Genomic DNA, 18,305 nt, shown 5'->3' with positions numbered 1-18,305 from the left:
GACAGGCCATTGAAAACAAAGACTAAACTGGAGACTGCCTGTGGCCAATCTGCCCGAAATGACGAAACACCGAGGCTTTCCGGGCGGAATGCCGGGTACCGGCGTTCAGTTTACCATTCGTCGCGCCAATCCCAAGGGTGTGACGCCTTTGAAGGCCATTCCCCGCAAAGCGCGCCCCGGCACCAAGGAACATCGCATCGATGCGGCCTTCCTGCATGCGCTGTGGCATCACTTTGGCGCAGAACCCTTCGAGCGCGGCAATCTGGATGCCGCCCGCCTCAGCCTGCTGTTTGGGCGCGAAATCGTGGCCGTGGAAAAGGATTTCGATCCGCAATCCTATGAGGCGCTGTTGCAGATCAATGAGCGGGTGGCGCGGCAGAATTTTCCCGAATCCTTCGAAGACGTGTTTGAGGTGTGATGCCATGGTGGCTTTTGTTCGGATCGGGAAACATTTTTGATGGCCAAGACCCCTGAAATGCCGAAGCATCGCGGTTTTCCGCTGGGGCTTCCCGGAACGCAGTGGCAGTACACGCTGCGCCGCGCCAATTCCAAGGTCACGAAGCTGACGGCGATGCCGCGCCATCGCACCATGGACCAGACGGTGGCGCTGGCAGATGCGGGGTTTCTGCAGGCGCTCTGGCAGTTTTTCGGGCCTGAACCCTTCGAGCGTGGCAATCTGGATGGCGAACGGCTCGGGCGTCTGTTCGGGCGGGAAGTGATTGCCGCAGAGCGCGGCTTCGATCCGACCTCCTATACGGCACTGCTGAAGATCAATGAGGCCGCTGCTCGCAAGAATTTCCCGAGTGCTTTCGAAGACTTAGGTCAGGGGTGATATGATGCCGATCCAGAAGATCCTGATTGCCAACAGAGGCGAAATCGCCTGTCGCGTCATACGCACGGCAAAGAAGATGGGTATCAAAACGGTCGCCGTCTATTCCGATGCCGATGCCAATGCGCTGCATGTGCGCGAGGCCGATGAGGCGGTGCATATCGGCCCGGCCCCTTCGTCACAGTCCTATATCGTGATTGACAAGATCATGGATGCCATCCGCCAGACGGGTGCCGATGCTGTGCATCCCGGCTACGGCTTCCTGTCGGAAAACCCGCTGTTTGCGCAAGCGCTGGAAAAGGAAGGTGTGACCTTCATTGGCCCGCCGGTCGGTGCCATCCAGGCCATGGGCGACAAGATCACCTCCAAGAAGATTGCGGCGGAAGCGGGCGTTTCCACCGTCCCCGGCCATATGGGGCTGATCGAAGATGCTGACGAAGCGGTAAAAATTTCCGCATCGATCGGTTATCCCGTCATGATCAAGGCTTCCGCTGGCGGCGGCGGCAAGGGCATGCGCATTGCCTGGAACGATGCAGAAGCCCGCGAAGGCTTTCAATCCTCCAGGAACGAGGCGAAAAGCTCGTTTGGGGATGACCGTATCTTCATTGAAAAATTCGTCACCGAGCCGCGCCATATCGAAATCCAGGTGCTGGGCGATAAGCACGGCAACTGCCTCTATCTCGGCGAGCGTGAATGCTCCATCCAGCGGCGAAACCAGAAGGTGATCGAAGAGGCTCCGTCGCCCTTCCTTAGCCCTGAGACCCGTCGCGCCATGGGCGAACAGGCCGTGGCTTTGGCGAAAGCTGTCGGTTACCACTCGGCAGGCACGGTGGAGTTCATCGTCGATGGCAAGGCCAACAAGTTCTATTTCCTCGAGATGAACACCCGTTTGCAGGTGGAGCATCCGGTCACGGAACTCGTCACCGGCATCGATCTTGTGGAGCAGATGATCCGCGTTGCCTCGGGCGAAAAGCTGTCGCTTGCTCAGGACGACGTGAAGCTGAACGGCTGGGCGATCGAAAGCCGGCTTTATGCGGAAGATCCGTTACGCAACTTCTTGCCCTCCATTGGTCGTCTCAGCCGCTACCGCCCACCGGTCGAAGGCAGGCAGCCAGATGGCACCGTGGTGCGCAACGATACCGGCGTCTATGAGGGCGGCGAGATCTCCATGTATTACGATCCCATGATCGCCAAGCTCTGCACCTGGGGTGAGACGCGCGAGGTGGCAATCGATGCCATGGCAGCGGCGCTCAATGATTTCGAGGTGGAAGGCATTGGTCACAACCTGCCCTTTCTCTCGGCTGTCATGGGGCAGGAGCGTTTCCGCTCCGGCAGGCTAACGACAGCCTATATCGCGGAAGAATTTCCCGATGGCTTTACCGGAGTCACACCGGATGCTGCTGCCTCCCAGAAGCTGGCCGCCATTGCCGCCGTCATCAATGCTCATGTGCAGAGCCGCGCGACGCAGATTTCCGGTACTATCGGCAACCATACTCGCAAGGTCGGCAAGCATTGGGTGGTGAAGCTGGGTGATGTCAGCCATGCCGTTTCGCTTTCCGGCGGTGCGGATGCCAATGTGGTTGTCTTCAATGATTCTGGCGAAAGCATCACGGTCGCCGGTTCATGGCATCCGGGGCAAACACACGCGCATTTTCTTTTGAACGGTGAAGAGCTGGGTGTGAAGGTGGATCTCGTCGGTTCCGCCATTCGCCTGCGCGCCAACGGCATGGATGTGTTGGCGCGGGTTCGCTCGCCGCGTGTGGCGGAATTGGCAAAGCTGATGCCGGTCAAGCTGCCGCCGGATACATCCAAGATGCTGCTCTGCCCCATGCCGGGTGTCATTACCGGCGTGGCGGTGAAGGTGGGTGATACGGTGGAAGCCGGTCAGACCCTCGCCACCGTCGAGGCCATGAAGATGGAGAACGTACTGAAGGCAGAGCGGAAGGGCGTGGTGAAGCGCGTTGCTGCGAGTGCGGGCCAGAGCCTCGCAGTGGATGAGCTTATCATGGAGTTCGAGTGATGTGGAGTGCAGGAGCTTCCAAGCAATCAGGCGTTTGTCGTCTGCTTGCTCAGCCGCTCCAGCATATGACGTCGGTGATCCTGTCCGCCGAAGAAGACGGCAAGCAGGTTGATAACCTGCGCTTCCGCTTTGATTTCAAAGTAGAAAACAACTTTTTTCTTCGTCACGTAACGGAGCTCGGTGCCACTTTCGGTAGTCCACACCGTTCCTTGATAAGGCGTCTGCGCAAGACCATCCATGTCGCTCTCAATGGAGTGAAGCCGTTGCAGCGCGCGCTCAATCGCCTCCTCAACCGGATCGCCAAAGCCAATATAACTTTGGATCAGATGGCGAAATATCAGTTCGAGATCGCGAATGCTTTGTTTCGAGCGTTCGACTTTAAAGCCCATAAGAGGCCTTCACGTTCGCAACCATCTCCTGAATCTGAACGCGGCTCTCTTCCATTGTCAGGAAGGGGCCTTTGCGGCGCTCATCAAGAAGAGCCTTCAAAGCTGCCAGCTCCGCCTCTTTCATCTCCGTCTGCTCGCGCAGCAGCTCCAGCCCCTGCTGCACTACGGCGCTCACGCTGGAATAGCGGCCTTCTTCTACCAGTCGGCGGGCAAAGGCGTCCTGCTGGTCGGAAATGGAAACAGATGCTTTTACGGTCATGGCTCAAGGCTCCCGTTAAGAGTAAGTCCAATATGCTACCCAGTAGCAATTTCGTCAATCTGAATGCCGCGCCGATCATGGCAGCAGCCCCCGGAGGATCAGCCCGATGAGCAAGAAAACCGTCGCCGACTGGCAGGCGCTGGCCGAGAAGGAACTGAAAGCATCCCCGGACAGGCTGGTGTGGAACACGCCGGAGGGCATTCCGGTGAAGCCGCTCTATACGGCGGAGGATCTCGCAGGCGTCGAGCATCTGGAAAGCCTGCCCGGCTTCAAGCCGTTTGTGCGCGGGCCGCGCGCCACCATGTATGCGGGTCGCCCCTGGACGATCCGCCAGTATGCGGGCTTTTCCACAGCGGAAGAAAGCAATGCCTTCTATCGCAAGGCGTTGGCTGCCGGTCAGCAGGGCGTTTCCGTCGCCTTCGATCTCGCCACCCATCGCGGCTATGATTCAGACCACCCCCGCGTCGTCGGCGATGTCGGCAAGGCGGGTGTGGCGATCGACTCGGTCGAAGACATGAAGATCCTGTTCAACGGCATTCCGTTGCAGGATATCTCCGTCTCCATGACCATGAATGGCGCGGTGATCCCCATCCTTGCGAATTTCATCGTGACGGGGGAGGAGCAGGGCGTTTCTCGCGATCAGCTTTCAGGCACCATTCAGAACGATATTCTGAAGGAGTTCATGGTCCGCAACACCTACATCTATCCGCCGGAGCCTTCCATGCGGATCATTGCGGATATCATTGCCTATACGGCCAAGGAAATGCCGCGCTTCAACTCCATCTCGATTTCCGGCTATCACATGCAGGAAGCGGGCGCGACGCTGGTGCAGGAACTGGCGTTTACGCTGGCCGATGGGCGGGAATATGTGCGGGCCGCCTTGGCGCGTGGGCTGAACGTGGATGAGTTTGCCGGCCGCCTGTCCTTCTTCTTCGCCATCGGCATGAACTTCTTCATGGAAGCGGCGAAGCTTCGCGCTGCCCGCCTGCTCTGGTCGCGGATCATGGAAGAGTTCGAGCCCAAGAAGCCGGGCTCGCTGATGCTGCGCACCCACTGTCAGACCTCAGGTGTCTCGCTTCAGGAGCAGGACCCCTACAACAACGTTATCCGCACCGCCTATGAGGCGCTGTCTGCCGTGCTCGGCGGCACGCAATCCCTGCATACCAATGCGCTGGATGAGGCGATTGCGCTTCCGACGGAATTCTCGGCGCGCATTGCCCGCAACACGCAGCTGATCCTTCAGCATGAAACGGGTGTGACCAAGGTGGTCGATCCGCTGGCTGGTTCCTATTACGTCGAGAGCCTCACGAAGGAACTGGCGGATAAAGCCTGGGCGTTGATCGAAGAGGTGGAGGCCATGGGTGGCATGACCAAGGCGGTTGCCGATGGTCTTCCTAAACGGCTGATCGAGGAGGCGGCAACCCGGCGGCAGGCGCGTGTGGATCGCGGCGAGGAAATCATCGTCGGCGTCAACAAATACCGGCTGGAAAACGAAGAACCGATCGACATTCTCGACATTGACAACACCGCCGTGCGCAATTCGCAGATCAAGCGGTTGGAGCAGATCCGTCGCCAGCGCGATCCGAAGCGTGTGGCGGCAGCTCTTGCCGCACTCACCAAGGTGGCCGAAACCGGGGAGGGCAATCTTCTGGAGAAGGCGGTCGAGGCTGCCCGCGCGCGCGCGAGTGTCGGTGAGATTTCCGATGCCATGCGCGCCGTTTTCGGTGATCACTCTGCCGTGCCGGAAGTGGTGAGCGATATCTACGGCCCGGCCTATGCGGATGATCCGGAGTACCAGACGCTGACCGGGCGTCTTTCGGAATTCGCTAAAGCAACGGGCATCAAACCAAAGATGCTGGTCGCCAAGCTGGGGCAGGATGGGCATGATCGCGGCGCGAAGGTCATTGCCTCTGCCTTCGGCGATATCGGTTTTCAGGTGATCGCGGGTCCCTTGTTCCAGACGCCGGAAGAGGCGGCAAACCTTGCCGTATCGGAAAAGGTGCAGGTCGTCGGCATGTCCTCCCTTGCTGCCGGTCACAAGACGCTCGCCCCGCAACTGATCGAGGCGCTGAAGGCACAGGGTGCGGAGGATGTGATTGTTGTCCTGGGCGGCGTCATTCCGCGGCAGGATTACCAGTTCCTGCTGGATTGCGGCGTTGCCGCCGTCTTCGGTCCCGGCACCAATGTGCTGGACGCGGCGCGTGCCATTCTCGACCTGATGGAAGGGCGGCGGCGTAATGCGTAATCTTTAAGGTAACTTCGCCTTCGCTCGGTGGCGCGCTTCCAGATCGGCTGCAAACACATCGTCCATGCTTGCGGCTGGCGGCAGATGGCCAAGCTCTTCCATCACCGCTTCGGTGATCTCCGCCATGGCAAGGAAGGGAAGCTCTCCTGAAATGAAGGCTTCCAGCGCAATCTCCTTGGCCCCGTTCAGCACAGCACCTTGCACGCCGCCGCGCGTCATGGCCAGTCGCGCCAGCCGAAGTGCCGGGAACCGGTCCTCATCGGGGGCTTCAAAATCTAGACGGGAAAGTTTCGCGAAATCCAGCCGCTCCACCGGCAGCTTCCCACGGCGTGGATAATGGAGCGCATAGCCGATGGCATGGCGCATATCCGGGTAGCCGAGCTGGGCGAGTACGGAACCATCCGCATAGCCAACCATGGAATGTATGATCGATTGCGGGTGAATAATCACCTCCACTTGCTCAGGCGTTAGGCCGAAGAGGTGCTTCGCCTCGATCATTTCCAGCGCCTTGTTGAACATGGAGGCACTGTCGATGGAAATTTTCAGTCCCATGGACCAGTTGGGGTGCGCGCGTGCCGTCTCCACCGTCACGCCCGCCATCTGTTGGCGCGTGAAGGTGCGGAAAGGCCCGCCGGAGGCAGTCAGTATGATGCGCTCGATGGCATGGCGCTGGTTGTCTTCCAGAACCTGAAAGATGGCATTGTGCTCGCTATCAACAGGCAGAAGCCGTCCGCCGCCCTCCTTGACGGCAGAAATGAACAGGTCGCCCGCTGAAACCAGGCATTCCTTGTTGGCAAGGGCTATGTCTGCACCGCGCCTCGCGGCAGCAAGGGTTGGGCTCAGGCCAGCTGTGCCGACAATGGCCGCCATCACCATGCTGGCGTCGGCGCTGGCTGCCTCCAGAAGACCGGTTTGTCCGGCGGCCACTTCAATGCCGGAGCCGAATAAGAGATCACGCAGCGCCACATACTGGCTTTCATCCGCTGTTACGGCCAGTTTCGCGTGGTGCGTCCTGGCTTGTTCGGCCAGAAGCTCGATGTTTCCGGCACCGGTCAGGGCGATAACCTCAAAGGCGTCAGCGTCATCCAGATGTGTCAGCACATCCAGCGTGCTGGTGCCGATGGAGCCTGTCGAGCCTAGAATGGAGATGCTGCGTCTGGCGGAGGTCATATGCTTTCAAACCCTGTGTTGCCTGCCCGTTTACAGGCGGCCCCGCTTCCTCACAAGAGCTTATCAAGTCGCATTGAAATTCGCGCGTTTCGTTGCCAGATGGCATGACACAGGTAAAGGCGAATCGGGAGATGCCGCATGGTGGAAAAGGCTTTGAACACATCCTGCGCCATCGCAGGTGGCGGTCCGGCTGGCCTTATGCTGGGGCTTCTTCTGGCACGTGCCGGTGTCGATGTGACCGTTCTCGAAAAGCACGATGATTTCCTGCGCGATTTTCGCGGCGATACCATCCACCCGTCTACACTGGAGGTGATCTACGAACTGGGTCTTGAAGAAGAATTTCTCAAGCTGCCGCATACACGTGCGCCCAAGCTGATGGCCGAGATGGGTGGTAAGACAATCACCATGGCGGATTTCTCCCGCCTGCCCGTGCGCAATCGCTTCATCGCCTTCATGCCGCAATGGGATTTTTTGAACTTCCTGCACGCGCAGGCCTCTCGCTATCCCAACTTCCGGCTGCTGATGCAGGCAAAGGTGACGGATGTGCTGGAAGAGGCTGGGAAGGTGTCGGGCCTTCGCCTCGAAACACCGGAAGGTGCGCTCATGCTTCGAAGCGAGCTAGTGGTGGCCGCCGATGGCCGCCATTCCGTGGTGCGCGAAAAGGCAGGGCTTGAGGTGGAAAGTTTCGGCAGTCCCAGCGAAGTGGTCTGGATGAAGCTATCCAAGAAAGAAGGTGATCCGGCGCAAACCATGGGGCATGCGGGGCCACGCCAAGGCTTTGTGCTCATTGATCGGGGTGATTACTGGCAATGCGGTTACATCGTCCGCGGCGATACGTTTGAAGAAATCCGGCAGCGCGATCTGGAGGATTTCCGCAACAAGGTGCGTGCTGTCTCGCCATTGCCTGCCGAGCGCATGAATGAAATTCAAAGCTGGTCGGATGTCAGCCTGCTGCAGGTGCGCATCGACCGGTTGAAGCAATGGTGGAGGCCGGGGTTAATTGCCATCGGTGATGCGGCGCACGCGATGTCGCCAATCGGCGGGGTGGGTGTGAACCTTGCCATCCAGGATGCTGTTGCTGCTGCCAATATACTGGCTGAGCCTCTACGGCGACATCAGTTGCAGGATGCGCATCTGGCGGCGGTGGAGAAACGACGCCTCTTTCCGACCAAGGCAACCCAGAAGCTGCAGTTGATGATGCGCTCCAATCGCCGCAAGGAGTTGGTGCAGGAAGAGCGGAAAAAAGGCCCTCCGGCCTTCATCCGTAACATTGCCCGCTTTCCATTGTTGGCTCATCTGGCAGGTCGCTTGATGGGGCTCGGCTTTCGAATGGAGCACGTACGAACAAAGTCGTTACGTTGAATTGTACAATCTTGGGGCGCTTTGATTTAAAATAAAACGAGTAGTGGTGGCGAAGATGTTTTATTCCGACACGGGAATCACTTCGTCTAGACCTCTCGATAGTATGTTATTGACATATACCCCTTTTGTAATACTAATATTTTTCCGAATTTTTTACCAAGAGGTAAAATGGTACCTCTGAGTCGTCTTGCCTCCTTTTTTGTGAAGGTGAGCGGGAAGCGAGAACTGAAGCAATGAAAGGCTTCAAACGTGGATGTGTTTTCGATTTGCGTAATCCATGCTGAGGGATTTCAATGAGCGTAGATCATTTTGATGGCGCGCTGGTTCGCCAACTCGTCGCTTCGTGTGACTTTCAGGATGCAGCCCATATTCCCAAGGCTCTGTTTTCCTATATCAGCTCTGTCCTGAGCAGCCGGGAGCCGAATGTCTACCTCATTGACCTTCTTCCGTCTTTGAGCGCGGCGGTACAGGCATTTCTGACAGGGATTGGTGCCTTCAACCGCAGTCCAATGCCAGAGCTGGAGGTTGCCCGTCGGCGTGGACGTCTTCTCGAGTGCCTTGATGCATTCATGGATGAAGCTCGATTGGGTCAGCAGAGTATGTCCTTCATGGACGCGTTACGCGCAAACGACCGATCTTGACGCCTGTCGTGATAGCGCTGTCATTTCCAGATGTAGGTGTACGGGGATGCCGCCTCCTCTGGCGAATTGCCCTGAGCGACACTACATCGCTGGCATGAAGAGACGCTTGCCCCCCCGTACCCGCACGAATGTGTCAGGCCTGACGCATCCAGCTTCTCTGGCAAACTGGACGGAATTTGATCTTGTTTGACAGACACAAGCCAATTTCCGTTGTCCTGGCAGATCTGATCGCGGCTTTCGACGGACGGAATGTCACGCTGGGCGACCTTCTGGACCGACTGGGCCACCAAGCAACAGCGGTGGTTCTTGTGATATTCGCCATTCCGGCCATTATTCCGACACCGGGTATCCCCGCGGGAATGATCTTCGGGAGCGCACTTGCAGTGTTTTCCCTGCAACTCGTTGCTGGCGGGCGTGAGTTTCTGCTGCCGAAAAGGCTGGCGAGAACCACCCTTCCGCAAGGCCTTCTGCAGCGCATGCTGGCGTGGCTGGTGCCGAAACTTGCCTGGCTGGAGAGTTGGATGCGGCCCCGTATAGCCTGGTTGTCGCGTGATGGTGCCTTGCGGCTGCACGGATTGTTCGTGTTCGTCATGGCCGTTCTGATCGCGCTTCCCATCCCGTTCGGCAACGTGCTTCCGGGACTTGCCATCTTTCTCATCGGCATAGGTCTGGCGCAGCGGGACGGGGCCACGGTGCTCATCGGCTGGGGCTTCGGCGTGGGCGCTTTGGCCTTTACCGCGTTCCTGTTCCTGGGTGGCTGGTGGCTGATCAGTGATTGGTTCAGCTGGGGCGCCGTATCCCCACCGCCAGCCTAAACGTAATCAGAACTTCGTCGGGCAATTCCACCCATCTATCTGGTATGGACAATGGAAAAGTGGCGTCCACGAGAGGATTCGAACCTCCGACCCCAGGATTAGGAATCCTGTGCTCTATCCTGCTGAGCTACGTGGACACGCTCTTTCGTCATACCGCAGCCTATTCCCGGGAACAAGCCCGGATTGAGGCTGCACAGGCGCTTATGCCGCAAGGCGTTGTTCGGTAAGTTTGACCCAGTAGGAAATTCCGTAGGCAATTGCTTCGTCGTTAAAGTCGTAGGCAGGGTTGTGAAGTGCTGCCGTGTCGCCATTGCCAATCATGATATAGGCGCCGGGACGAGCCTGCAGCATGAAGGCGAAGTCCTCGCCTGCCATGCTTGGGTCAACTTCGGTGTTCACATTCGTCTCGCCCACGATGGCAATTGCCGCCTGTGCGGCATGAACCGTTTCTTCCGGATGGTTGACCGTGACAGGGCATGCGCGCTCGTAGTCCACTTCGGCAACTGCATCATTGGCGACCGCGATACCTTCCGCAATCTGGCGGATCCGCTTTTCGGCAAGATCACGTACCTGTTCGTCGAGGCTGCGCACCGTACCGGCGAGATAGGCCTCTTCTGGAATGATGTTATGCGTGGTTCCGGCATGAAACTGCGTGATGGAGACCACGACGGAGCGCAAGGGGTTGGCATTGCGCGCCGCGATCATCTGCAGGCCATTGACGATCTGCGATCCGATCACAATCGGATCCGCCGTGCGATGGGGCTCTGCCGCGTGACCGCCGCGGCCGGTGATCTTGATCGAAAACTTGTCCGGAGCCGCCATGATGCCACCCTTGCGGATCGCGAAGGTTCCAAGCGGCATGCCCGGCATGTTGTGCATCCCGTAGACTTCGCGAATGTCGAAACGCTCCATCATGCCATCTTCCACCATGGCCAGCGCGCCACGCCCGCCTTCTTCGGCAGGCTGAAAGATGAGGGCGACGGAGCCAGCGAAGTTGCGGGTCTCCGCCAGATATTTGGCCGCGCCCAGAAGCATTGCCGTATGCCCGTCATGACCACAGGCGTGCATTTTCCCGGGCAGTTTCGATGCATAGGGTTTGCCGGTAATTTCCTCCAGCGGCAGCGCATCCATATCGGCTCTCAGTCCGATAACCCCTTGGCCGGGATGCCGCCCACGAATGATCCCCACGACGCCCGTGCGTCCCAAGCCTGTCACAATCTCGTCAACGCCGAATGCACGAAGCTGGGCTTCCACGAAAGCTGCGGTTTCCTGGACCTCATAAAGAATGCCAGGATTTTCATGAATATGGCGGCGCCATTCGGTAACTTCGTGCTGTAGTTCGGCTGCTCTGTTGAGAACGGGCATTACGCTTCCTGTAGGACTTGGATGATAGTATCGAAGCGCACATATTGCGCCGCGGAATTGACGGAATCAATCATCTTTGCCATTGCTAGGCCTCATTCACGCGTTCCAAGCGAAGACGTCGCACGCGTAGTCCCAGACGAGGTCTGATCCCTTGCCGAACCGGTCCACTCGCCCTCTTCGTTTCCCGAAGCCATTCTCCCTGATGCTGTCGCTGGCTCTCTCGACCTGCCTCATTAGCACGCAGGCTCTCGCCAATCCCAAGATCGTTGTGGATGTGCGCAGCGGCCGCGTGATCTCGCATCAGGATGCCTTTCGCAAGTGGTACCCCGCTTCGCTGACCAAGCTGATGACCATCTACGTCACCTTCAAGGCGATCAAGTCGGGCAAGGTGTCCATGGATACGCCGGTCGTCTTCAGCAAGAAGGCGGCGGACCAACCGCCAAGCAAGCTGTTTCTGAAGCCGGGGTCATCCATGACGCTGGACGCAGCCCTGAAGATCCTGATGGTGAAATCGGCCAATGACGTCGCGGTCGCGGTCGCGGAAACTGTTGGCGGTTCCAACGATCAGTTCGTTGCCATGATGAACGCGCAGGCACAGCAATTGGGCATGCGTTCCAGCCGCTTCGTCAATCCGCACGGGCTTCCCGGTCAGGGTCAGTATACGACGGCACGCGACCTCGCAGTGCTGACATTGCAGTTGAAGCGGGATTTTCCGGAGTATCAGGGCTATTTTTCGCTCGAAGGCGTTACAACCGGTGCCAAGGAATATCCGAACTTCAACATGCTGATTGGTCGTTTTGACGGTGCCGATGGGATGAAGACAGGCTTCATCTGCGCGTCGGGTTTCAATCAGGTCTCGTCCGCCACGCGCAATGGCCGCAGCGTGATCTCGGTCGTGCTGGGTTCCGACAGTCTTGCAGGACGGGCTGACGATTCCGCCGAACTTTTGCAGGCGGGCCTGACGGCGCCTGCCAATGAGGGCGTGCCGTTGGCATCGCTTGCTCCCTACGGGCCGGATCAGGATCAGGTTGTGGACATCAGTGCGGAAATCTGTAATCCGAAGGCGGCAAAGGTACGCAGTGAAGGGCGTGATGATGCCGGTCGCATGGTTCTTCATTCGCCCTATGTGCATGAGATGACACGGCCGCCGCAGTTCACATTTGCAGGCGTCGTGCCAGTCGTCGAGCCAGAAAAGCCTGCAAAAGGCGCCAAAGGTCAGCCTGCCAGCGTACCCGTTCCGATACCTCGTCCTGCTAGCCTGTGACCGTATTTCAGAAAGATATTTCAATGTCACATCCGCGCGAACGTATTCCCGTTTCCATTCTGACCGGTTTTCTGGGCGCGGGAAAATCCACGCTGCTGAACCGTATTCTCAAGGATCCGGCTGCTTCCGATACGGCCGTGATCATCAACGAGTTCGGCGAAGTCGGTATCGACAATTTCCTGGTGGAATCATCGGGCGATACGCTGCTGGAACTGTCCAACGGCTGCCTTTGCTGCACGGTGCGCGGTGAACTGGTGGAGACGCTCGCCTCGCTGGTAGACCAGATCCAGACTGGCCGCCTGAAGCCGATCCGCCGTGTGGTCATCGAAACGACTGGTCTCGCAGACCCGGCACCCGTCATGCAGGCGGTCATGGGCAATCCCGTAATCGCACAGAGCTTCAGCCTTGATGGTGTTATCACCGTGGTGGATGCCGTGCATGGCGTATCGACCCTTCTGCGTCATCCGGAAGCGGTCAAGCAGGTGGCGGTGGCCGACAGGCTGGTGCTGAATAAGAAGACGCTGGCCGATGCGCCCACTACATCCGGCATCCTGCACAGGTTGAACGACCTCAATCCGCGTGCGCAGATCCTCGATGGCGATCTGCCAGTGACAAGTACGATCAATCTCCTCGTCAATGGTCTCTACGATCCCGAAAGCAAGGTGCCGGATGTCGCTCGCTGGCTGCAGGAGGAGCGGGAGCATGGCGACGAGCATCATGACCACCACGAGCATGACCACGACCACGATCATGGTGATCACGCTCATGAGCACGGGCATGGCCACGGGCATCACCATCATGATGTGAACCGCCATGGCGCGGATATCCGCTCCTTCTCGATCCTCCATGATGAGCCGATCAACCCTCTGGCAGTCGAGATGTTCGTGGATCTCCTGCGTTCCGCGCATGGCGAAAAACTTCTGCGCATGAAAGCCATCGTGCAGCTTTCCGACAATCCGGAGCGTCCGCTGGTTCTTCACGGGGTGCAGAGCATCTTCCATCCGCCGGAGCGGCTTGCCCGCTGGCCGGAAGGGGCAGAGCGCCGCACGCGTATGGTGCTGATCACGCAGGGTCTTTCGGAAGAGTTCGTGCAGGATCTCTTTGCAGCCTTTACGGGTCAGCCGAAGATCGACCGGCCGGATCGCGCTGCGCTGGAGGATAATCCACTTGCGGTGCCAGGCATGCGGTTCTGAAACGGCACGCGGCTGGACTGCTCAAGCCCTGCGAATGGTGAAACGGTGGCCGCTTTCGGTGCGCTCGCTCAATACGAGCGCATGGCCGTTCTCGCGGCAGAAATGTGGAATGTCGATACCCGCCAGCGGATCGGTTGTCTCGATCACCAGTTCGCTACCACTTGGCATTGCTGATAATTTCTTGCGAGTTTTCAAAACCGGGAGCGGGCATTTCAGCCCGCGCAGATCGTAGATCTCCCCCGACATCGAGGTAATTACCAGAACTTCCAGAAGGGCTTCTTGAGGTCTTCCTGCGTGGCCGTCTGCTGAACCGAGGCATAGGCCATCGGGTTCTGCGTTGGAACCGGTGCCTGGCCTGTGGACCTCGCAGCGGCGTTACCGGACGAATGTCCGGCACCCGGCTGCTTCTGCATGGAAGCAAACTGACTGTTCGAAGGTGCGTGTGCCGGTGCGCTGACGGCCATCGGGCCTGCTGCTGGCGCTCCACTTCCCATGGCGCTCGCTACGCTCATGGTGGAGCGCTGCCCGGGAACCGAACCCGTCATTGTCACGCGGCCTTGCTTTGCAGCGGCGCCGCCAGGTGCCGCAGAGGCCAGCATGGTGCCCGGAGCGGGCTTCGCCGCCTTGTTCAGGCGAGCGGCCATTAGTGCATCGAACTCTTCCTGCTTGACCAGTTTTCCGGCCGCCAGGGACGTGCCGGTCGGCGCGTATTCAATGCTCTTACCCTTGCGCTTGTCGGCAACCACAGCCTTGCGCTCGGCTTCGGTCGGTTCGTACCACACCATGCCGTCAAGCTTTTCCATAGCCTTGGCATAGGCCAACTCGTACTGTTTGTCATAGGCAGACAGTGCTGCAGACAGGGCAGGCGGGGTCGACATCGGCGGGCAGGCGGCACCGGCAGAGGGCGTTCCCTGCATTTCCTGATTGAAGACGTATTTCTTGCCGCAGACGGCAACTTCCGGCGGACGCTTGGTCACCTCGAAATTGTCGTAACCGACCTTCAGCATCTTCCAGAAATCATAGTTCTCGCTGGTGCGATGGCGCGCCATGTTTTCCGCGGTCATGCGGAAGGGGAAGGCCTGTAGTTGCACGCTGGACTGGCCGCCCTTGAAGGCGTCGCGCGCGAAGGCGTAGATCTCGAGGATCTGCTCATCGGTCATCGAATAGCAGCCCGAAGACGAGCAGGCGCCATGGATCATGAGGTTGGAACCGGTGCGGCCATTGGCTGCATCGTAACGGTTCGGAAACCCGGTATTGATCGCTAGGTAATATTTGGAGTTCGGGTTCAGATGCGCAGGCGTCAGATTGTAGAAACCTTCGGGCGCCTGGCGGTCGCCTTCCTTCACCTTGGGGCCCAGTTTGCCGGACCAGGCACAGATGTCGTAATCGGTGATCTTCTCGAAGCGGTTGTCGGCACGCGCCTTCCAGATCTCCATCTTGCCTTCTTCCTTGAAGACACGAATCATGATCGGTGAATTGCGCGGCATGTTGCGCTTCTGCATTTCCGCAACCAGGCGGTCGGGCAGAGGTTGCTCCGTCTTGTTCTTGACCTTGGAAAGGTCAATCGTGGCCGTATCGATCGTATCGTTACAACCAGCCAGCGCGGTGGCCATCAGGAGAATGTAGGCGATATGTTTCAAGCGCATCGGAACTGATCACGTCAATCGGGCTACAGGTTCAGGTTCATCCTAATACCCAGTATTTTCACGATAATAAAGCGGTAAGCTTTACATTCTCTTAACCGCTTCAGCACGGTTAAGGGTGCTGACATGCTTGCAAGCTTTCGCCCAGTCAGGGCGAAAGACCCGGATTTTCCGGATCTTTCCGATATTTCATCAGAGATTGCGGCCAATAGCCAGAAATTTCTCGCGGCGCGCTTTCCGAACGGCTTCGGGCGATAGCTTGCCAAGATCAGCGAGAGCAGCCTTGATCACGTCACCGGTCGCATCGATGGCGGCTTCCGGATCACGATGCGCGCCGCCCAGCGGCTCGGGGATGATATCATCGATCACGCCGAGCGCCTTCAGATCCTGCGCGGTGATCTTCATCGCCGTTGCCGCTTCGCGGGCGCGTGTTGCGTCGCGCCAGAGAATGGAGGCCGCGCCTTCCGGCGAGATCACGGAATAGATTGCGTGTTCCAGCATGTAGACCTTGTTGGCCGCGGCAATGGCGATTGCGCCGCCGGAGCCGCCCTCGCCAATCACGACCGACACCATAGGCACCTTGATGCCAAGGCACATCTCGGTCGAACGGGCGATGGCTTCCGCCTGTCCGCGCTCTTCTGCACCGACGCCCGGATAGGCTCCAGCCGTATCGACCAACGAAATCACGGGAAGGCCGAAGCGGTCTGCCATTTCCATCACGCGGATCGCCTTGCGGTATCCTTCTGGACGGGGGCTACCGAAATTGTGCTTGATGCGGGATTTCGTGTCGTTGCCTTTTTCCTGGCCGATCACCGCAACGGGCTGGCCATGGAAACGGGCAAGACCCGCCTGGATGGCTGCGTCTTCGCCAAATGAGCGGTCGCCGGCCAGGGGCGTGAATTCCGTGAACAACCGGCTTGCATAGTCCAGAAAATGCGGACGGCGGGCCGTACGGGCCACCATCGTCTTCTGCGCAGGCGTCAGCTTGGAGTACACGTCGCGTGTCGCTTCCTGGATCCGTTGTTCCAGGCGCTGAACCTCTTCGGACGTATCGATGCTCTCATCTTCCGCCGCAAGCTTCTTCAGCTCGTGGATTTTCGCCTCCAGGTCGGAGATGGGCTTTTCGAAGTCGAGATCGTTATGCATGAGCTCCGTTTTCCGATCGTTTGGCGGCCGTGCCGCGCTCTAATCAGGGTTTTTCGCGCCTTTTGCAAGAGGGTGATGCGTTTCAACCACTTCTCTGAGCCGTTCTTCCAATACATGCGTATAGATTTGCGTGGTTGAAATATCTGAATGTCCAAGGAGTTCCTGCACCACGCGCAGGTCCGCACCGTTTTGCAAAAGATGACTGGCAAAGGCATGGCGCAGTACGTGGGGCGAGATCGTCGCGGCCCGGATGCCTGCCCGTCCGGCCAGGCTTTTAAGGTCGCGGGCAAATACCTGGCGTGGCAGGAAGCCTTGTTCGCTGCTGGCGGAGAAGAGCCATGGGCTGTCGATATCCCCGGCTGCGATCGCTGCGCGCCGCGCGTCTGCATAGTCTGCCAGCGCCTTCATGGCGGATCGGGACAACGGAACCAGACGTTCCTTGTTGCCCTTTCCGCGGATAATGAGAAAGCGGCCTTCCTGATCCAGTACCTTTGCCGGCAGCGACACGAGTTCGCTCACGCGCATGCCCGTGGCATAGAGAAGTTCCAGCAGCGCAAGCATGCGAAGACGAAGCTGCCGTCCGGGGCCTTCTTCCGCGGCCTCTGCCTGCGCCCGTTCCAGAAGGCGGCTTACATCGGCCTCGCTCAGGATTTTCGGGATGGACTGCGGTTTTTTTGGTGCGTCGAGAATGGAGCTTGGATCATCGCCGCGAATGTTTTCCGCAAACAGAAACTTGTAGAACTGCCGTATCGCGGAAAGCCGCCGCGCCTGCGATGAGGCGGCGTAGCCCTGCTTTGCGAGGTGAGCAATGTAAGCGCCGAGATCGTTGCTGTCCGCTTTCAGAAGAGAGGTCTTCTTCTCGGAAAGAAACGACGACAGATCATCCAGATCGCGTTCATAGGAAGACAGCGTGTTTTCAGCCGAGCCTCGCTCGGCGCTCATCATTTCCAGAAAGGCTTCCAGATGCGCGTGGGAGCGATCGCTCATGGTGTGCCTGCGGCGGGCGCTGCCGGTGCTGCTGCCGGTGCTGCTGGTGGTGTCTGCGACGGGTTCAGTCGTTCCGAAGGAATTCGCACCGTCACATCGCGTTCGCGCGGTTCCACGAAGATGGCTAAAGCAAAAAGTCCCGCGTAGACGAGGCCCACAATGACGCCAATGGTAAACAGGAAACGGAAGAGTGTTGGCATGGAGCGCTCCGGATTGTCGCCGCGCATTTATCGACATTGATGCTCAAAGGTGCAAGGCCGCATGCAAGATGTGAGAGATTTGGCGTGATTATGGTGTCAAGCCCTGTGCCGGTGCTTGACGCTGAACAATCATTTGTCGATAGGGTTCTGATCTTGTGGACTATTGAGAGGCCCATGTCCAATTCGATGCCCGATATCACGAAGCCTGCACTCGGCATCAATCCGCTGGTCGAGCAGGCGCGCGCGGCTCTCGGTCGTCGCAACCTCATTTTCATCGGCCTGATGGGGGCTGGCAAATCCGTCATCGGGCGTATGGTTGCCCAGCAGTTGTCGTTACCCTTCGTCGACACCGACGTGGAAATCGAGCGCGTTTCCCGCATGACGATTTCCGAGCTGTTTGCGAGCTATGGCGAGTCGGAGTTTCGCGCGCTGGAAACCCGCGTGATCGAGCGGTTGCTGAAGGGTGGTCCGCGTGTGATCTCGACGGGTGGCGGCGCTTTCATCAACGAGCGGACGCGTAGCGTCATCAAGCGCGGCGGCGTATCCGTCTGGCTGCGGGCGGATCTCGACATTCTCTGGGAGCGTGTCAATAAGCGCGATCATCGCCCGCTGCTGAAAACCGAAAACCCTAAGCAGACGCTGGAAAACCTGATGAACCAGCGTTACCCGATCTATTCCGAATCCGATCTGACGGTGGAATCGCGCGATGTGCGCAAGGAAATCGTTGCGAATGAAGTGCTGGCGGCCGTTGCGTCGCTGGGCGAGGGGCGTTGAGAA

19 protein-coding genes and 1 tRNA gene are annotated in these 18,305 nt (G+C 58.6%); 10 read left to right on the top strand and 10 right to left on the bottom strand.

The annotated features are described in order from the left end of the window. The first annotated feature begins 40 nt into the window (after nt 1-40). The 3 genes from E8M78_RS03650 to E8M78_RS03640 are packed head-to-tail and all read left to right on the top strand — an operon-like array spanning nt 41 to nt 2,849. Entirely contained in the window at nt 41-418 is a 378-nt protein-coding gene (locus E8M78_RS03650) for a hypothetical protein (protein WP_137133759.1), read from the top strand. Nucleotides 419-457: 39 nt separating this feature from the next. After that, complete coding sequence (locus E8M78_RS03645; RefSeq protein WP_137133758.1) at nt 458-832, top strand: hypothetical protein; 375 nt, start codon at nt 458-460, stop codon at nt 830-832. 1 nt (nt 833) lies between these two features. Continuing rightward, on the top strand, nt 834-2,849 hold the full coding sequence (locus E8M78_RS03640; protein WP_170973309.1) for an acetyl/propionyl/methylcrotonyl-CoA carboxylase subunit alpha: 2,016 nt from the start codon (nt 834-836) through the stop codon (nt 2,847-2,849). A 26-nt stretch (nt 2,850-2,875) separates the two neighbouring features. Here E8M78_RS03640 and E8M78_RS03635 read toward each other — a convergent pair whose 3' ends face one another. Both E8M78_RS03635 and E8M78_RS03630 read right to left on the bottom strand, forming a co-directional pair. After that, nucleotides 2,876-3,238, bottom strand: a complete 363-nt coding sequence (locus E8M78_RS03635; RefSeq protein WP_137133756.1) for a type II toxin-antitoxin system RelE/ParE family toxin — start codon at nt 3,236-3,238, stop codon at nt 2,876-2,878. Next, a complete protein-coding gene (locus tag E8M78_RS03630) occupies nt 3,228-3,497 on the bottom strand; it encodes a type II toxin-antitoxin system ParD family antitoxin (protein ID WP_137133755.1) in 270 nt (89 codons plus the stop codon). The genes E8M78_RS03635 and E8M78_RS03630 overlap by 11 nt, the downstream gene beginning before the upstream one ends. Nucleotides 3,498-3,603: 106 nt before the next feature. On the opposite strand from E8M78_RS03630, the gene scpA reads away from it, so the two are divergent. After that, nucleotides 3,604-5,742 (top strand): methylmalonyl-CoA mutase, encoded by a 2,139-nt coding sequence (gene scpA / locus E8M78_RS03625; protein ID WP_137133754.1) that lies wholly within the window; start codon nt 3,604-3,606, stop codon nt 5,740-5,742. Between the two features lie 3 nt (nt 5,743-5,745). Here scpA and dxr read toward each other — a convergent pair whose 3' ends face one another. Continuing rightward, nucleotides 5,746-6,912 (bottom strand): 1-deoxy-D-xylulose-5-phosphate reductoisomerase, encoded by a 1,167-nt coding sequence (gene dxr / locus E8M78_RS03620; RefSeq protein WP_137133753.1) that lies wholly within the window; start codon nt 6,910-6,912, stop codon nt 5,746-5,748. Nucleotides 6,913-7,050: 138 nt separating this feature from the next. On the opposite strand from dxr, the gene E8M78_RS03615 reads away from it, so the two are divergent. From E8M78_RS03615 to E8M78_RS03605, 3 genes are all read left to right on the top strand, one after another. Further along, nucleotides 7,051-8,274 (top strand): FAD-dependent oxidoreductase, encoded by a 1,224-nt coding sequence (locus E8M78_RS03615; RefSeq protein WP_137133752.1) that lies wholly within the window; start codon nt 7,051-7,053, stop codon nt 8,272-8,274. A gap of 293 nt (nt 8,275-8,567) precedes the next feature. Then, entirely contained in the window at nt 8,568-8,915 is a 348-nt protein-coding gene (locus tag E8M78_RS03610; RefSeq protein WP_137133751.1) for a hypothetical protein, read from the top strand. 182 nt (nt 8,916-9,097) lie between these two features. Next, the gene (locus tag E8M78_RS03605) at nt 9,098-9,730 is read left to right on the top strand and encodes an exopolysaccharide biosynthesis protein (RefSeq protein ID WP_170973308.1); all 633 of its coding nucleotides are present in this window, start codon (nt 9,098-9,100) and stop codon (nt 9,728-9,730) included. A gap of 60 nt (nt 9,731-9,790) precedes the next feature. Here E8M78_RS03605 and E8M78_RS03600 read toward each other — a convergent pair. Next, nucleotides 9,791-9,867, bottom strand: a tRNA-Arg gene (locus tag E8M78_RS03600). 64 nt (nt 9,868-9,931) lie between these two features. Beyond that, entirely contained in the window at nt 9,932-11,095 is a 1,164-nt protein-coding gene (locus E8M78_RS03595) for a M20 aminoacylase family protein (RefSeq protein ID WP_137133749.1), read from the bottom strand. A gap of 202 nt (nt 11,096-11,297) precedes the next feature. Here E8M78_RS03595 and E8M78_RS03590 point away from each other — a divergent pair, with 202 nt between their 5' ends. Together E8M78_RS03590 and E8M78_RS03585 are read left to right on the top strand one after the other, a co-directional pair. Next, complete coding sequence (locus E8M78_RS03590) at nt 11,298-12,359, top strand: D-alanyl-D-alanine carboxypeptidase family protein (protein ID WP_137133843.1); 1,062 nt, start codon at nt 11,298-11,300, stop codon at nt 12,357-12,359. Between the two features lie 23 nt (nt 12,360-12,382). After that, entirely contained in the window at nt 12,383-13,552 is a 1,170-nt protein-coding gene (locus tag E8M78_RS03585) for a GTP-binding protein (RefSeq protein WP_137133748.1), read from the top strand. Between the two features lie 21 nt (nt 13,553-13,573). Here E8M78_RS03585 and E8M78_RS03580 read toward each other — a convergent pair whose 3' ends face one another. The 5 genes from E8M78_RS03580 to E8M78_RS03560 all read right to left on the bottom strand — a co-directional run bounded on the left by E8M78_RS03580 (nt 13,574) and on the right by E8M78_RS03560 (nt 17,528). Continuing rightward, on the bottom strand, nt 13,574-13,798 hold the full coding sequence (locus E8M78_RS03580) for a sulfurtransferase TusA family protein (protein WP_137133747.1): 225 nt from the start codon (nt 13,796-13,798) through the stop codon (nt 13,574-13,576). A gap of 8 nt (nt 13,799-13,806) precedes the next feature. Further along, entirely contained in the window at nt 13,807-15,198 is a 1,392-nt protein-coding gene (locus E8M78_RS03575) for a murein L,D-transpeptidase family protein (RefSeq protein ID WP_137133746.1), read from the bottom strand. A 189-nt stretch (nt 15,199-15,387) separates the two neighbouring features. Beyond that, a complete protein-coding gene (locus E8M78_RS03570; protein WP_062556049.1) occupies nt 15,388-16,341 on the bottom strand; it encodes an acetyl-CoA carboxylase carboxyltransferase subunit alpha in 954 nt (317 codons plus the stop codon). A gap of 39 nt (nt 16,342-16,380) precedes the next feature. Next, nucleotides 16,381-17,328, bottom strand: coding sequence for a site-specific tyrosine recombinase XerD (gene xerD, locus E8M78_RS03565; protein WP_137133745.1), 948 nt, complete (start codon nt 17,326-17,328; stop codon nt 16,381-16,383). After that, entirely contained in the window at nt 17,325-17,528 is a 204-nt protein-coding gene (locus E8M78_RS03560) for a hypothetical protein (RefSeq protein WP_137133744.1), read from the bottom strand. Before E8M78_RS03560 ends, xerD begins: the two co-directional genes overlap by 4 nt. 174 nt (nt 17,529-17,702) lie before the next feature. Here E8M78_RS03560 and E8M78_RS03555 point away from each other — a divergent pair, with 174 nt between their 5' ends. Continuing rightward, a complete protein-coding gene (locus E8M78_RS03555; protein ID WP_170973307.1) occupies nt 17,703-18,302 on the top strand; it encodes a shikimate kinase in 600 nt (199 codons plus the stop codon). Nucleotides 18,303-18,305 lie beyond the last annotated feature (3 nt).

Origin of the sequence: Rhizobium sp. FKY42 (assembly GCF_005222835.1) — a bacterium.
In the GTDB taxonomy this organism is placed as follows: domain Bacteria; phylum Pseudomonadota; class Alphaproteobacteria; order Rhizobiales; family Rhizobiaceae; genus Neorhizobium.
Note: the sequence above shows the minus strand (reverse complement) of the source record. Positions and strands in the feature narration are given on the sequence as shown.

Bases quoted from the DNA above. Each gene is read 5' to 3' on its own strand.
- E8M78_RS03645 (WP_137133758.1), top strand. From the start codon at position 458: ATGGCCAAGACCCCTGAAATGCCGAAGCATCGCGGTTTTCCGCTGGGG.
- E8M78_RS03640 (WP_170973309.1), top strand. From the start codon at position 834: ATGATGCCGATCCAGAAGATCCTGATTGCCAACAGAGGCGAAATCGCC.
- E8M78_RS03635 (WP_137133756.1), bottom strand. From the start codon at position 3,238: ATGGGCTTTAAAGTCGAACGCTCGAAACAAAGCATTCGCGATCTCGAA.
- E8M78_RS03630 (WP_137133755.1), bottom strand. From the start codon at position 3,497: ATGACCGTAAAAGCATCTGTTTCCATTTCCGACCAGCAGGACGCCTTT.
- scpA (WP_137133754.1), top strand. From the start codon at position 3,604: ATGAGCAAGAAAACCGTCGCCGACTGGCAGGCGCTGGCCGAGAAGGAA.
- dxr (WP_137133753.1), bottom strand. From the start codon at position 6,912: ATGACCTCCGCCAGACGCAGCATCTCCATTCTAGGCTCGACAGGCTCC.
- E8M78_RS03615 (WP_137133752.1), top strand. From the start codon at position 7,051: ATGGTGGAAAAGGCTTTGAACACATCCTGCGCCATCGCAGGTGGCGGT.
- E8M78_RS03610 (WP_137133751.1), top strand. From the start codon at position 8,568: ATGAGCGTAGATCATTTTGATGGCGCGCTGGTTCGCCAACTCGTCGCT.
- E8M78_RS03595 (WP_137133749.1), bottom strand. From the start codon at position 11,095: ATGCCCGTTCTCAACAGAGCAGCCGAACTACAGCACGAAGTTACCGAA.
- E8M78_RS03590 (WP_137133843.1), top strand. From the start codon at position 11,298: ATGCTGTCGCTGGCTCTCTCGACCTGCCTCATTAGCACGCAGGCTCTC.
- E8M78_RS03585 (WP_137133748.1), top strand. From the start codon at position 12,383: ATGTCACATCCGCGCGAACGTATTCCCGTTTCCATTCTGACCGGTTTT.
- E8M78_RS03580 (WP_137133747.1), bottom strand. From the start codon at position 13,798: ATGTCGGGGGAGATCTACGATCTGCGCGGGCTGAAATGCCCGCTCCCG.
- E8M78_RS03575 (WP_137133746.1), bottom strand. From the start codon at position 15,198: ATGCGCTTGAAACATATCGCCTACATTCTCCTGATGGCCACCGCGCTG.
- E8M78_RS03570 (WP_062556049.1), bottom strand. From the start codon at position 16,341: ATGCATAACGATCTCGACTTCGAAAAGCCCATCTCCGACCTGGAGGCG.
- xerD (WP_137133745.1), bottom strand. From the start codon at position 17,328: ATGAGCGATCGCTCCCACGCGCATCTGGAAGCCTTTCTGGAAATGATG.
- E8M78_RS03560 (WP_137133744.1), bottom strand. From the start codon at position 17,528: ATGCCAACACTCTTCCGTTTCCTGTTTACCATTGGCGTCATTGTGGGC.
- E8M78_RS03555 (WP_170973307.1), top strand. From the start codon at position 17,703: ATGTCCAATTCGATGCCCGATATCACGAAGCCTGCACTCGGCATCAAT.